The organism is Vibrio sp. 10N.222.49.C9 (assembly GCF_041474985.1).
GTDB lineage: Bacteria > Pseudomonadota > Gammaproteobacteria > Enterobacterales > Vibrionaceae > Vibrio > Vibrio crassostreae_C.
The window spans coordinates 112,387-127,398 of the sequence record NZ_JBFRVD010000022.1; the positions used below are offsets into that span (position 1 = coordinate 112,387).

Annotated in this window: 12 protein-coding genes; all 12 read right to left on the minus strand. The window is 46.7% G+C overall.

From position 1 onward, the window contains the following. Nucleotides 1-64: 64 nt before the first annotated feature. Entirely contained in the window at nt 65-1,018 is a 954-nt protein-coding gene (secF, locus tag AB4585_RS09855; RefSeq protein WP_017061264.1) for a protein translocase subunit SecF, read from the minus strand. Between the two features lie 2 nt (nt 1,019-1,020). Further along, on the minus strand, nt 1,021-2,820 hold the full coding sequence (gene secD / locus AB4585_RS09860) for a protein translocase subunit SecD (protein WP_372169699.1): 1,800 nt from the start codon (nt 2,818-2,820) through the stop codon (nt 1,021-1,023). Between the two features lie 329 nt (nt 2,821-3,149). Continuing rightward, nucleotides 3,150-3,614: a hypothetical protein gene (locus AB4585_RS09865; RefSeq protein WP_017072340.1), complete on the minus strand. Its 465-nt coding sequence runs from the start codon at nt 3,612-3,614 to the stop codon at nt 3,150-3,152. A gap of 299 nt (nt 3,615-3,913) precedes the next feature. After that, nucleotides 3,914-6,688 (minus strand): M16 family metallopeptidase, encoded by a 2,775-nt coding sequence (locus tag AB4585_RS09870; protein WP_372169702.1) that lies wholly within the window; start codon nt 6,686-6,688, stop codon nt 3,914-3,916. A 239-nt stretch (nt 6,689-6,927) separates the two neighbouring features. Beyond that, nucleotides 6,928-7,776, minus strand: coding sequence for a LytTR family DNA-binding domain-containing protein (locus tag AB4585_RS09875; protein ID WP_017066907.1), 849 nt, complete (start codon nt 7,774-7,776; stop codon nt 6,928-6,930). Between the two features lie 72 nt (nt 7,777-7,848). After that, complete coding sequence (locus tag AB4585_RS09880) at nt 7,849-8,883, minus strand: sensor histidine kinase (RefSeq protein ID WP_017061259.1); 1,035 nt, start codon at nt 8,881-8,883, stop codon at nt 7,849-7,851. Then, nucleotides 8,883-10,175 carry a hypothetical protein gene (locus AB4585_RS09885; RefSeq protein ID WP_136974004.1) on the minus strand — a complete coding sequence of 431 codons (1,293 nt, stop codon included), beginning with the start codon at nt 10,173-10,175 and terminating at the stop codon, nt 8,883-8,885. The genes AB4585_RS09880 and AB4585_RS09885 overlap by 1 nt, the downstream gene beginning before the upstream one ends. A 9-nt stretch (nt 10,176-10,184) precedes the next feature. Continuing rightward, nucleotides 10,185-10,961: an outer membrane lipoprotein-sorting protein gene (locus tag AB4585_RS09890; protein WP_136974003.1), complete on the minus strand. Its 777-nt coding sequence runs from the start codon at nt 10,959-10,961 to the stop codon at nt 10,185-10,187. Next, nucleotides 10,954-12,252 (minus strand): ABC transporter permease, encoded by a 1,299-nt coding sequence (locus AB4585_RS09895; protein ID WP_136974002.1) that lies wholly within the window; start codon nt 12,250-12,252, stop codon nt 10,954-10,956. Before AB4585_RS09895 ends, AB4585_RS09890 begins: the two co-directional genes overlap by 8 nt. Further along, nucleotides 12,240-12,938 (minus strand): ABC transporter ATP-binding protein, encoded by a 699-nt coding sequence (locus tag AB4585_RS09900; RefSeq protein ID WP_017067011.1) that lies wholly within the window; start codon nt 12,936-12,938, stop codon nt 12,240-12,242. The genes AB4585_RS09895 and AB4585_RS09900 overlap by 13 nt, the downstream gene beginning before the upstream one ends. Before the next feature lie 46 nt (nt 12,939-12,984). After that, nucleotides 12,985-13,665: a hypothetical protein gene (locus tag AB4585_RS09905; protein WP_017065104.1), complete on the minus strand. Its 681-nt coding sequence runs from the start codon at nt 13,663-13,665 to the stop codon at nt 12,985-12,987. A 460-nt stretch (nt 13,666-14,125) separates the two neighbouring features. Beyond that, nucleotides 14,126-15,001: an NAD(P)-dependent oxidoreductase gene (locus AB4585_RS09910; protein WP_372169706.1), complete on the minus strand. Its 876-nt coding sequence runs from the start codon at nt 14,999-15,001 to the stop codon at nt 14,126-14,128. Nucleotides 15,002-15,012: the final 11 nt, after the last annotated feature.

The following is a 15,012-nucleotide window of genomic DNA, read 5'->3' on the forward strand; positions in this document are numbered from 1 at the left end:
TTGTTATAAACGAAGGGCTTTGTTGACGTTACTGACTAAGTCGTACTGTTAACCAATAGAGAGCCTAAGGGTACTCACCCTCAACTTCTACCGGCGCTTTCACTTGGTAGTGACAAGGCTGTAGACCAAGTAACTTAGGCAGTGTGATACCTACTGAAACTGAAGACCACGTACCGCTGACAATACCTACAACCAGTGCAATCGCGAAACCTTGCAGCGCAGCGCCACCAAGTAGCCAAAGTGCAGATACGGTGATTAGCGTTGTACCTGAGGTCACCATGGTGCGTGAGAAGGTCGCTTTAACCGATTCGTTAAGCAGGTTGTCAGTGTCACCATTTGGATTACCACGCAGCATCTCACGGACACGGTCGGCAATGATGATCGAGTCATTCAATGAATAACCCAAAATCGCCAACACAGCCGCTAACACAGTCAGGTTGAACTCGAACTGAGTAAAAGCGAACAGACCCAAGATAAGCGTCACGTCATAGATGATCGCGGCAAGGGCGCCGAGTGCTAAACGCCATTCAAAACGTACACTCAGGTACAGCATGATCATTAGGAAACACACCAATACCGCTAAGCCACCTTGGTCAACCATGTCTTGACCAACTTGAGGGCCAACCACGCTGCTGTTAAGCACTTTTACTTGGTCGCTGACAGAAGACAAAGCATCCACTAAGTTTGGCTGTGGAGCGTCTGTCAGTTGGCTATAACGGATTGTCCAGCGATCCTGTTCTGCCATACCAACCACTTGCACGTCTTGTTGGAAAGCTGTATCAAGTTTTGTTTTTAACGCATCTTTGGTGACTTGATCAGAGAGCTGAACCTCGGCAACCACACCACCTGTGAAGTCCAAGCCCCAGTTAAAACCTTTCACCGCCACCAGCATCACAGAGCTCATGAACAGCACAATAGATATCGCAGACATCACCTTACGAAGGCGAGTCATATTCTTATCCGAAATATAGCTATTTGAAAAATAGCGGTCTGAAATAGTCATTTTTGAAGTACTCATGCTTAAATCCTTACATCGTGGCGTTGGTCACGCCCCCAAACCAAATTGATGATCGCTCGTGAAGCAAAAATGCCCGTGAACATACTGGTTAGAAGACCTAAGCCTAGAGTCAGAGCGAAGCCCTGAATCGGTCCATTACCAATGGTGTATAGAGCCACAGCAACGATCATGGTGGTGACGTTAGCATCGAAAATTGACGAGAATGCGCTATCGAAACCACGATCGATAGAGCTAGCAAAGCTGCGCCCTTCTTTCATCTTGTCTCGAATACGCTCGAAGATAAGCACGTTAGTGTCTACCGCCATACCGACGGTCAGTACCAAGCCCGCAATACCCGGCAGAGTTAACACCGCACCCGGTAGCAAGGCAATCAAACCAAACAACGTGGTCATGTTAACCACCAATGCACAGTTCGCGACCCAGCCAAGACGGCGGTACCATAGCGCCATAAACGTTAGAGTAAGACCAAGGCCAAGAGCCAAAGCAGCAAAGCCATTCGTTACGTTTTCAGCACCCAGAGATGGGCCAATGGTACGCTCTTCAATGATGGTAACAGGCGCAGTTAATGAACCTGCACGTAGCAGTAGAGCAAGCTCTTGTGCTTCTGCCATGCTGCCTGCACCTGTGATTCTGAAACGGCTACCCAGTTGAGATTGGATGTTCGCCACACTGATCACTTCACTGGTTTTTTCGCTGTTACCGGCTCTGTCACGGCTGTATTCGCTGTAAACGGTCGCCATTGGCTTGCCGATGTTATGGCGAGAAAACTCAGACATTTTCTTACCACCAGAAGAATCAAGCGTGATGTTTACTTCTGCACTGCCCATTTCACCAATGCCACTGCGTGCATCGATAATGTGTTCACCGCTCAGCACTGCTTTGCGAGCAACCACTACGCGATTACCATCTGAATCTTTCAGAGTTTGAGTATTGCGCGTTGCGTTGTCGTACACAGAGTAGAACGCTAATGAAGCCGTAGCACCAATCACGTCTTTCGCAGCTGCAGGGTCTTGTACACCCGGTAATTCGATACGGATACGGCTTTCACCTTGGCGTTGAATCGATGCCTCAGTGATGCCTAGCTCTTCAATACGGCTGCGCATGATCTGCAGGTTTTGTTGAACCGTTAGATTACGTAGCGTTCTTTGCTCTTCTTCAGACTGAGTTAACGTTAGCGATTTATCTGAACGGTCACGTTGCCATTGTGGGAACTCTTCGCGAATCAGTTTCTGTGCTTTCTCGAAATCGGCATCAGTACGGAAGTTAAACTCAACTTGGTTGTTCACCACTTTACCGCGTGCATAACGCACTTGGCTGGTGATTTCATCGACTACAGATTGCGCTTGTGCGTGGTAAACCGGTTCCATGTCCACTTCTAACAGGAACTGCACGCCACCACGTAAATCAAGGCCTAGCTGAATCGGTGCGAAGCCCATGTCAGTCAACCATTTCGGTGCTGCTGGCTCCATCGCTAGCGCAACCGTCGCGTTATCCAATAGGCGCTCATTCAGCACCTCTTTAGCCTTCGCTTGTTGTTCTGCGTCTTCCAAGATCACGACTAAACGTTGGTCTTTTTGAAATGCCGATTTAGCTTGGATGCCTTCGCTCGCAAGGTATTGGGTAATTTGGCTAGCATCGATGGTCTGTTCAGAACGGTTGTTAATTTGAACCGACGCATTCTCGCCATACCAAGAAGGTAAAGCACTCAGAACCATGATGATGATAGTGGCGATAAGCACCACGTATTTCCACTTTGAGTAGTGGTTAATTTGTTTTCTTGGAATGCGTTTTTTCACAGTCAAGATCTCTTCTTTTTACCAATCACGGTGAATAAATGATCGACACTAGCGAAGGAAAAAGGCTTGAGAACAAGGCAGGATTTTTCGATAAGTAGCTATTCTACAATCAAAAATTCTAACGCAGTTATCGAGCATTTTAACCAGCTAGGGTGTTCAGTTATTTACTACGATTGGTATGTCTAATGTTTTGCGAACACGAGCGATGGCTAATCACAACCAGAACAAGCTGATTGAACGATAGTGAGGCTAAAATTATGTGTCGCTATATTTGATTAACTGGTGAGTTCAACGGCACAATTGACCATCGATACGACCAATTTAGGGTCAAACGATTAGCTAAGAAGTTCTCGGAAATGCGAGTATTGGATGTTGCCCTCTTTCCACCCAGAAAGCCGGGAGGACGGAGAACTCACAATACTGGTCCAGTGCAGCTTGGAATCCAACAACGGCGTGTTGAAGAGCAGGGAAGCCAGTATTGAGGGGGGAGAGAAGTCAATCAGTAGATGATAAGCAGGCTCAAGATCGGCCACGCTTTCTTGCTCGTTACTGAGCATACGTCTGAAGTTTGCTGCTTGAAGGCTTGATTCGGTGTCGTGATAGTTAGAACTGTCACCAGAAGGCACGGTGCCAAACTGAGCCTTATCGCACTCTAAGTAGCTCGACGGATTATCCGTATCAGCTTGTTTACAAAGATCATTCTGTGAAGATTGCTCTTGAGCCGAGTATATTTGAAATGGCTTAGAAGGAAACGAATAGCCGTTAGAATTCACTAAGCCAAAGCTCAGTAAAAACAACATTAAGACTAATCGGGTACCCAGTTTAAGCAATCTAATATCCAAACAACATTCTCGTAGATCGTCAATCTACAATACAAATGAAACGCTGTCTTGATTTAAAACATTTTTTTAGAAAATGATACGATGCAACCGATTAAGCGATCTCAAAATTTAGATTTACATAGATCTAAAACGGCTTAACAACAGGTGAGGCATAGACGTTATGAATGGTGGGAAAACAAGAAAGCCAAGCGGTGCTCGCTTGGCTTTGAGTTGTCTCTTTCTGTTGGTTTCAAGCTTTAGGCTTTAGGCTTTAGGCTTTAGGCTTTAGGACGCATGATGTTCTTAACCTTACGGCTATCTTCACCAAAGATGCGTTGGACAAGTTGATTCATGTCTTCCGCAGTAATCGACCTCGCCACTCGCTCAACTTGAGACAAAGCTTCGATATCGTAACCATGAAGTAAATAACGAGACAGATACCATGCTTGGTCAATAGAGCTCGTCTCGAGAGGCGTGAAGTCCGCTTCAAACTGTTTCACGACTGCGTGCATTTCCTTTTCAGAGACGCCTTGTAAAAGGTCTGCAATCACTTTATCGATCGCCACTTCAACTTGGTCAACGTTCTCCGGCGCTACCATCGCCCCGATAACCCGCTCACCACTCAGCTCACTATCTGCGGATGATGAATACGTATATGGCGAGTAATCTAAGCTCAACTCTTCACGAATATAAGCATCTAAACGAGCCGCCAGCAGTCGTTCTAGCAAGTTTTCCGTGAAGATATCTTTTGCCGTTACGCCTTGGTCGGTTTCGGCTTCAGGTTCAGAGATGACTCGTAAGATGTACTCTGCACTATTCACATTGTTGATCGCTAAATCAATGCGTGATTCAGATGGCTGCTTGTAAGCCACCTTAAATTCAGGAACCTCAGCTTTTTCTAATGGAATCGAAGCCAAGTATTGCTCAACCAAAGGCTTTAATTCACTTGGGTCGATGTCACCCACGATCACCAATTGGTTATGCCTCATTTGACCAAACAATTGCTGATGAAGATTAGCGACGTCTTCCACAGAAACCGCTTCAACACGTTCTTTATCAACAAAGAGGTGGCCACTGTCTTGACGATAGATATTCTGGTTTCTTGCGCGCTCAAACTGACCGACAGGGCTGCTCAAGAAAGATTCTTGACCTTGTACAAACTCCTGTTTCACTGCCTCTAACTGCTCGGGAACAATTTTAGGCGCAGTTATGAAGGTATAAAGCGCAGCAAACGTATCTTTGAGCCCATCTTTGTTAATACTAAATTCAACACCATGGCGAGTGTTGCCAATGAAAGAATCGGCGCTAATATTTTCACGATCAAAGTACGCTAAAAGCTCAGAGCCCGTAAACTCACCGACACCACTTCGAGCGAAGGTAGGTAACGCAACCTCAACAGCTGGGTACAAGCTCGGATCCAAAGCGGCTTTTCCGCCGAGGCTCATGTACATCACCCCAACATCATCACCTGCCTCATAATCACGCAGGTACCACATGTCGATGCCATTGCTTAACGTCCACTTTTGGATGTATGGGTCAATAGACATTTGTTCAGCAAGTACAACCTCGCCTTGCGAGCTAGGTACAGCAAAAGCACTCGCTGTTCCAATCGCAAGCGGCGGAACTCCCGCCTCGCGATACGTGGCTTTTAAACTATCGAGAGAGTTGATGATCGCTGTTCTGTCTTCGGAGTCATCCATCCCAATAACAATAAAGTAATCATCAGAAAGTAGATTCTTGATGTTGTCGTTAATCACTTCAAGGCTCAAGTTAGCGATGAAAGCTTCCAAGCTTGCTTGATAATCTTTCTGTGATTGGACTATTCGATCATTGACTAACGCACTCGCTTTGTAGTTCGCGTGTTCAACGCTATCCATTTTATCCCAGTCATGCTCGATGTTGTCGAGTAAGTCTTGATAGTAGTGCTGTTCGCCAACAATATCCGTTTCCGAAACACCAAAATCACGCAATGACGCCAATGTAGAAAGCAGATCTTGTTGGATTACTTCACGGTCTCCAGCCGGAAACCCAACACTTATTGCCGAATAGTGCAGAGCACCCATTCGATAGCCATCAGACGCTATCCATTGAGTCGGCAGCGCGGCATCATTAAATACTGCTTCTAATCGTTGTCGAATCAACTGTTGAGAGGTTTCATCTAACCAACGTTGATGCTGCTGAGCATGATTTTCAACTCTATTTAAACCTCGGTTAAACGTCAGAGTGATGCTTGGCGCTTCTCTTCCTGCGTACTCAACATAATCATCTTCATTGAATGAGGTCATTTTCTGTTTCTCTGGTCTCGGCGTATCGCCACGCTCCCAGCTAGAAAACTTTTCTTCAATAAGTGGAATCACAGTTTTGATGTCCACATCACCAGAAACGACCAGCTCAACTATTTGAGGTTGATACCAAGTCTGATAAAAGTTGCTGATGCCTTGAGGAGTAGCATTCACGATCGACGATTTAGTCCCTAATGCATCTTGCGATTGGTACGGGCCGCCTTCAATGAAGTGGTCAAAGAATTTCTCTCCGAATGACTTATCATCGAGGCGAGCCATACGGAACTCACCAAGAACCACGCCTTTTTCTTTTTCGACTTCTGAACTTGATAGATCCAGGCCATCACCAATGTCACGCATCCACGTCAAAGCAGACTGCAATTGGATGTTATCTGGCAAATCTAACTGGTAGACCGTCTCTTCATAAGAAGTGTAGGCATTAATATCAGCACCAAAGCTAGCGCCTGCGTCTTCGAATAGACGAATCACATCGTTCTGAGAGAAGTTTTTACTGCCATTGAATGCCATGTGTTCCAAGAAGTGCGCGTAGCCTTCTTGTTGAGAAGTCTCTTGAATCGAACCGGCGTGCACGACTAAACGAACAGATACGGATTCTTCATGATCTGGATAAACATGATAAGTAAGGCCATTTTCTAGTTGGCCTGAAGTCCATGCCGGATCCGGCTGGATTGGCGTTTCGGTAGTTTTTGATGTTGAGCTACAGCCAACTAAGGTGAGGCATAGAGCCGTCGCTAAATAATATGTTTTCATAACAACCTCTTAATGTCATTCATCGACAATATACAGATTGAGCTAACGATTATTATTTAATATTGAACCTGATGAGTATCTTTGTGATCTGGATCTTTATTTTATAAATCACCAATCGTTATGTAAGATCGCTGTGCTCATTTAAATAGGCATTTAGATAAGAGCCTATTAAATCGATTTTAGACTCGCTAACTACATCTATTTAAAATCAATAAGCTACATAAATTTCAGCCAGTTCTCTACATACCCTTAAACAACGCTTGCGAGGCACGGCTGATCGGTAGCTTTTCCCCTGACACATACGCCGACATCTGACCTGAGAGCCCTTTCTTCACCTTATCAATGGCGGAAACTTTCACTACCACTGAACGGTGGATTTGCCAAAACTCATCAGGATTGAGTTGCGCTATCAACTCTTTTAGTGACACGCGAAGAATATACTCCTCTAGCGATCCCCCTTGACCCTTCTTAAATATAGACACGTACTTGTCTTCTGCTTTGAAGTAAGCGACATCATCGACGGCGATTAGGTGAATGTCTTCCCCTACACTGGCTTTGAGCCATGTGAGATACTTTTTCTCCGATAGATAAGGAGGCTGCGTTTGCTGTGACGTCGACTGGGATAGTTGTTGAAGCTGAGCCATTAACGCCGTGATATCGGGCTGTTCTGGCGTGGTACCTGTTTGTGTTTGATTGCTCGACAGACGCGCTTGCACTTTCTGACATGTGGCCAGTAAACGCTCTTCATTGATTGGCTTAAGCAGGTAGTCCATCGCATTGTGATCAAAAGCTTTGACCGCGTATTCGTCATAAGCCGTGATAAACACAATCAATGGCGGTGAATCTAACTTGTTGAGTTGTTTCGCCAGAGAGATACCATCCAGTTCCGGCATACGAATATCGAGAAAAGCCACGTCGGGCTTAAGCTGCTGAATACTCTCCATCGCCTCCAAACCGTTTTGTGCTTTACTGACGATTTCTAACTCCGGCCAAACCTCAGCAAGGCTCTTGTCTAAGTGGTGCCTTAACAGTGCTTCATCGTCTGCGATTATCGCCGTTACGCTCGGCTGTACTGTTGGGTTGTTCATGGTTAGTCCTTTAAATTCACACTGTAAATCGTCTATTTTGCGTCACTGTTCGGTGTTTTCTGATCTGTAATTCTAGGCGGCTGCCTCAGTCAACGGTAACAAGATCGTCGAGACTACCCCGCCTTCAGCGTGTTCAGTAATCGTTAGGCTCGCCTTATCACCATACAGGGTTTCGATTCTTTGACGAATATTGCTTAACCCAACACCGTGACCCGTATTCGCAGAAGGCGTTTTCAACCCAGCGCCATTATCAGCCACTTCAATTTTTAGCTGCTGTGCTTGTTGAGTAATACGAATATTCACTTGGCCACCAGCGGCTTTGGGCTCGATGCCGTGCGTGAGTGCGTTCTCGACCAAAGGTTGAATCAAGAACGGTGGAATCACCTGCAAATCGCTAATCTCGTGTATTTCAATCGAGAACGTTAAGCGCTCACCCAAGCGTATCTTTTGGATATTAAGATAAGCGTCTAACAAGTCGACCTCTTGTGCGATGGTCGATTGCTCGGTGCGGCTGTTTTTCAGAGTTACACGTAATAAGTCAGTCAGTTTTTCGAGCATCAACTTGGCTTTCGCGCTGTCACTCTCAATCAATACATTGATGGTCGCAAGCGTGTTGAACAAGAAGTGCGGTTCAATTTGGCTTTGCAGTTGTTTAAGCTGGCTTAGCACCACCACCTTTTCTTGGTCGGCCTGACGACGCTTGGCCACTTCCAATTCGTTATCGGCACGTAACTGCTGCTCCCGAGTATAGAAATAGTAATAGCAAACCGAACAGAAGATCACACCGAGCAAGACTACAGATTTAAGGTCCGAGATATTAGCCCCGAAATACCCGTTCAACCAATAGTGTGCGTTCAAGGTACCAAAGGTCATCGCGATCACCATTGAGATACCCACCTCAAGCGTTCGAGATGTCCTCTTAAACAACTTCACCAAGATGAAAGAAGAACCCACGGCGCTGTAGCCAAAGCCAAAACTGATTGCCAGGTTAACCGTTAATCCGCCGCCCCAAATCGTATGGGTTGTAATCGCAATAAGAACACAAAATAGCGTGGTGAACGCGAAGCTTTTAATCCATGAAAAGCGACTGTTTGAAGAAGTGTCCATTAAAATCGTCCTTTGATATTTAAAAGAATCATATGACTATCCGGTAAGTTGGCGTAAGCAGAATCACTTTTACCGCCTAGAAAGCGTGCAGCAAGTTCCAATTCCAACGATGAATCGCCATTATCGAAAGCCTGATAATTGAGCCACTGCGTAGCAATAAAGCCACCGTCTTGTGGAGACAGCATGACATCAAATGTTGGCGTGATATCTTCAAGCCAGCCATGTGTCGAGTCCAAAGACCAGTGAAACATGAGGTTGTGTTGAACCAAATTGGCGTGTTGATAGCCTTGAGCGTAAGAGCCCGCCAACGATATTGTCATGGGATTAAGAGACAAAGATTCCGCATTCTCTAAAGCGCTTTGCCACTCAGAGTCACTCCAAGCGCGGCTATCAAACCAGTATTCCAGTACCACATTGTGGCCCGTCTCGTTGACCCATATCAGTCCGAGTAAGGCTTGGTAAGCCTCGCCCTGCTCTTCTAGATAAACCGGTTTATGCAGTGAGTTAGGCTGGCTGTAACCCAAACTTTGTCGCTGATAAACCATCGAACCGTGAAACTCCCACGCGAGATTTAATACCGACACTAAACTCGCCCCAAGTAAGCCATGGCGTACATCGTCGTAATAAGCGACCCACTGATATTCGTGGTCGCCAACCAGATTGTAACGACGTATCCCAAAGCCTTGTTGCTGATTCTGCTTTTCGAATTCATTTACGTCTTGGGAAGTCCATGACGAATCGCTGTAAAGCAGTGTCCATTCGCCCGTCATATCGAACAGTGACGCCGAGGCAACACCTGCGCCCTCTTCTGCGACAATGCCCACTGGGTTTTGTCGATAAGGTTTGATGATGTCTAACGGTCGATAGCCATAGCCCACGCCCCAATCCAAACGAACCTTGCCAAGCGTGACATCAAGATAGTGGTCACCGAACGCTGAATTAGACAGTTCAACACCACCTTGCCAAAACAGCTCGCGCACAATGAATTCCGATTCAAAGCTCGCCTCATTCCCCTGTGGATCGTTGCTCAAAATATCGTTGGCTTTAACTGCGAACAGACCAAGCCAATTGTTATATCCAACCTCTAGATCCAGCAAGCCATTTAAAGACTGACGATTATCAGACGCTAAAGGGCTAAATGGTGACTCTCTCGATTCAATCACTTCTGCACTGAGTTGCCAATCCCACGCCAAGCTCAGGTCGTCCGCTTGAATCGTGTTACTCACACAAGACAAAGCAAGCAAAGTAGCGATTGAAGGCTTTATGTGGAATCGGCAATTGGAAGCTTTCATGACGCTCACCTACAGCCCAGACACGCTGTTACGCGATAAGTAAGCAGGGTTGTAGTATTTGTCAGCCAAGGCTTGTTCAATCACTTCGCGGTACTCAATCACGGTTTTCTTACTTGGTTGAATCTTATCGAGCAAGGTCATCGACACCACTGTTGGTAATCCATCACGCACGCCTTCAGTAAACCAAGCTTGTTTCGCCAGTTTTCCAGAACGCAGATACAGATCCGCTTTAACTGGGAATGCACGGTCTGCTGTTAACCACAGATCAATCGACTGGTAACTCGCCCCCTTGGTTTTCGCCGCGAGCTTTAAGTGATGGGTATCGAGTGTCTCGCCAGTCGGCATCTCAACTTGTTGCTCGGCAACCCACTCACCTTGGTAATCTTCACTCCACGTCAGCGTTGAAATATCGCCTACCGAGGCTTCACCCAATAGCTTTTGCATCGGTGTAATACGAATTGGTCGACGAGATTTCGGCATCAACAGCCAATAGTTATCTTCAATCATCAGCATCTTTTGACCTGCCTCAACGGCTGATTTAAAGACCACTAATGACTCTCGATTTGGTCTTGTGTAGACGTTGTATTCACGGGTTTTGTCCAGTTGCTCGTCTTGATATAGCGCCACCAGAGAAACCACTTTAGACGCCTGTTCGCTGTTCAAGCGATAGCTATCCGCCTTGGCGATCATCTCGGTAACTTGCTGTGAATCGATAGCCCAGCTTGGTGCCGATGCTAGAGCCAACGCAGAACCTAAAATAGTGAGTGAACGAGTAAATTTATACATAAACCAGCGCCTCCGTGATTGGCTTATTTACGCCTTTGCGAGCAGAGAAATAAGCGGCTAGCAAACAGATCGTCAGTACACCCAAGGTGGCGTAACCAACCAATTCCAATGAGAAGTAAATATTGAGTGGGTAACCTTCGGTTCTTCCCGGAGGTGGTGGCATTTGCACATCAATCACCAGCAATAACACCGACACGAAGCCACTCACTAACGCGCCGATCGCGCTGCCAATCACAGCCAACAATCCCGCCTCTTTTAAGAAACCTGCGACGATTTCAGACGGGTAACTGCCTAGTGCCGACAAGGTTCCAATTTCACGAGTGCGTTCCGTCACCGACATGGTCATAGTATTAAACAGCGACACAAACACCACCAACGCCATCACTGCGCCCATGATGCCGAAGATCCGGTCGTAAAGATCTTTAACCTTGGTGTAGAAAAACGCGCGATCTTGCCACGGGGTGATCTCGATCTCTGTGCCTTGATCGCTTTGGCTCGCACTATTTCGATCTAAAGCTGTTTGGATACGCTGTTGAACGGTCGAGGTCTTGCTTGTCTCAAATAAGAACACCGACAAGGTACTGACTTTGTCTGAAGCCAAAAGCTCTTGAGCGGTGGTGATATGAACGTAAAGCTGACGCTTATCCAGCTCAGGCACTCCTGTCGAGTAAATACCCTGCACCTTAAAATCAAAAGCGTTCAATGCGCCGTCACTGGTAGTCGCGAGCAGTGTCACCCAATCACCAACCGCAACTTTGAGGTTGCGAGCAAGGTCAGTTCCCAGCATCACTTGTGGCTCTTGGCTGTCGTATCTGGGAGATTTCACATCTGAGAGAGTTTGACCACTGCGCACATCAAGGAATGGACCTTTCATGTCTAACTCACGCTCATTAACACCCGTTCCCATAAAGATGGTCGACTTGCTGCCGTTAGAAACCAAGCCGCTAAAATAGACCCTAGGCTGCACACCACGCACGTCGCTGTCGCCAATAATGCTCTTGGTTAGGGCTTGAACATTGTCTAGACCATTGCTCAGCGGCATGTCTTCATCTTGCTCAAAATATCCCGGCGTACTCAAAGTAAGATGACCAGTATCGCGCGCGGTCGATTCACGCAGAGATTCATAGGTATAAAGCCCATAACCTCCAGCCGAGGTCAGCGCAAATACGGCAATTGCGATGATCAATACCGAAAGCAGACTACGGCGACCGTTTCTCAATAAATTAAGCCACGCCAAACGCACCGAGGTAGGAAGCAAAAAAGTGCTCATTCTTTGTGTTAACTTGCCCATGAGATTGCCTCCATTGCTGTGGCTTGTAGTGCCAGTTGACCATCGATAAGTTCAATGACTCGGTCACAACGCTGCGCCATTCTTGGGTCATGCGTTGCGACAATAAAGGTGGTGCCCATTTCATGGCCGAGCTCTTTCATAATGTCGATCACAAGGTTGGCGGTGTGACTGTCTAAGCTAGCGGTCGGCTCATCGGCAATGACTAAGCTTGGGTTGTGGATTAGCGCTCTGGCTATCGCGACACGTTGCTGCTGGCCGCCTGAAAGATTGTCTGGGCGATGATGTACATATTCGCCTAGCCCAACACGCTCCAACATCTCTTGTGCTCTGGTCTGCTGTTCTTGTTTCGAACATTGGTTCAACATCAATGGGTAGGCCACGTTCTCAAGTGCCGTCATCACTGGAACCAGATTGAAGCGCTGAAATACAAAACCCAACGACTGACGTCGAAAGCGTGCAGCGGCGATTTGCTCTGTCGGATACGGTTGGCCATCAATATTGATCTGTCCTCGATAGCTCATATCCAACAAACCAAGAATATTCAAAAGTGTGCTTTTTCCAGAACCCGACGGGCCACACAACGCCACCATTTCACCGCGCTGGATATGGCCATCGACCCCGTTTAATGCATCAACACGTTGACCGCCTGTGACATATGCTTTGCCGATATCTTTAAATTCAATCATCCCGTTTTCCTCTGATTACTAACCAACTGTTTAGCTTCCATGCCCTTTATTTCGCTTTCGCTATTAGGGCCTTCGCAGTCATCGTTTCGATGTTGTCGGCATCGGCCGTTTCCATTTGCTCTAGCCACGCTTGTGCTTGCGTTAGGTCTTCAGCACGAATCGATGCCTCAATCGCATAACGGTAAATCCACGATGTCACAGCGAAATGCTGTTGCTGGAAAGCATCTTCAGCCAATAGCGAGAGGAACAGGTCATAACCACGATCGAAATGATTAAACATGTCTGGCAGAGAGGTGTAAGTAACGGCGGCCATTGCGCGAGTTAGGTAAGAATCTGGCAGCCCTTGAACACGGGGTTGTTCATGAATTGGTTGGTCTTCGTCTTTCAGCAGCACCAGTGATTTATCAATGGTTGATAAGCCTCTCTCCACATACTTCATCTTGTTCCAAGGTAAGAACGCATCACGCCCCATCAGGGTTTCTGTGCTTCCTAAATAAACTAAAGTCAGTGGCGTAGCGCCGTCTTGTTGCAGCGTGTCATTAAGGCGTTCATAAGCCACCTCAACCAAGTCTTCATTGCCTTGCGCCGCTTGGTTGTAGATATCGAGCACGTCTGAACTCGGGTTCGCTAAAGCTAACGACGGTGCAAACGAAACAAGAGCAATCAGCAATGAACGCTTAAGCACAGAAGTTGTAGAGCCTGAATTAAATGAGTGTGAAGTAGTCATGATTTCTAATCCCTTTCAAATGTTGACGTTGAAAGGTTAACTAGAATTTGTCGTGCAGTTTTACCAATGCGACGAATGGTAATTATAAGGAGTGAATGGTTGAGAGGCGGTGTGAGTGGGGTCTCAACCTTATAGGAACTAGACGAACACTATTCGCATAATTAGCCATAGTTACCTCCCCCTCTAACTCCCCCTCAATCTGGGTTCATCAATATCTCTAGATCTTTAGCAGAGGGGGAGAACTTTCTTTAGCACTGAACATATATCGACACTTTTAACGATCGATGTTCTATTCCTCCCCTCTCCACGATCAGCAAGGGATCTACATATGAATCAAGGGGAGGCTAGGAGGGGATTTATTTTGGATTAACGCACTCGGCAGAGCTCAAACCAAAAAAATAGCCGCTAATCCGCGGCTATTTTTAGTTATCTAAACGAAGTTCCTATTACTTCGATCTTTCTACTTCTTTGTCTCTTCAACCACGGCTTTCATCAATACTGATGTATCCATGCGGCCTTGTCCTTCGGCAGACAGTGCCTTGTAGGCGTTGTTGGTCTTTTCAGTCAGTGGAAGCTGGATGCCTTGGCGCTCAGCTTCATCTAGACAGAAACCTAAGTCTTTGATCATCCAATCAATTGCAAAGCCAAAATCGAACTTGTCTTGTGCCATTGTGGTAGCGCGGTTCTCCATCTGCCATGAGCCAGCAGCGCCGTTTTTAAGGCAATCAACCAGAGTTGGGATATCCAAACCTGATTTTTCAGCAAGCACTAAGCCTTCAGATAAGCCATTCAACACTCCTGCAATGCAGATCTGGTTAACCATTTTCGCGCGTTGGCCTTGGCCGACTTTACCCATAAGAACTGACGACTTACCGTAAGCTTCGAACACAGGTTGAAGGTCGTTGAAAAGCGCTTGTTCGCCACCACACATGATGGTTAGCACGCCATTTTCTGCGCCCGCTTGGCCACCAGATACAGGTGCATCCATAAAGCGAATACCGGCTTGCTTCGCTGCCACTTCAAGCTCTTCAGACAGAACTGCAGACGTTGTAGTGTGATCGACAAGAATCGCGTTTGGCTTCATCGCTGCCAATGCGCCTGTTTCGCTGGTTGTCATGCTGCGTACGTCGTCATCGTTGCCCACACAAACCAATACCACGTTAGCTTCCGCTACACATTCAGCCACAGATTCTGCCGCTTTACCTTGGTGTTTATCAGCCCAGTCTAGCGCTTTACTGTGAGTGCGGTTAAATACCGTTACTTCAAAACCGGCTTTGACTAGATGGCCTGCCATTGGGAAACCCATAACGCCTAGCCCGATAAAACTTACTTTCATTTCTTTCTCCT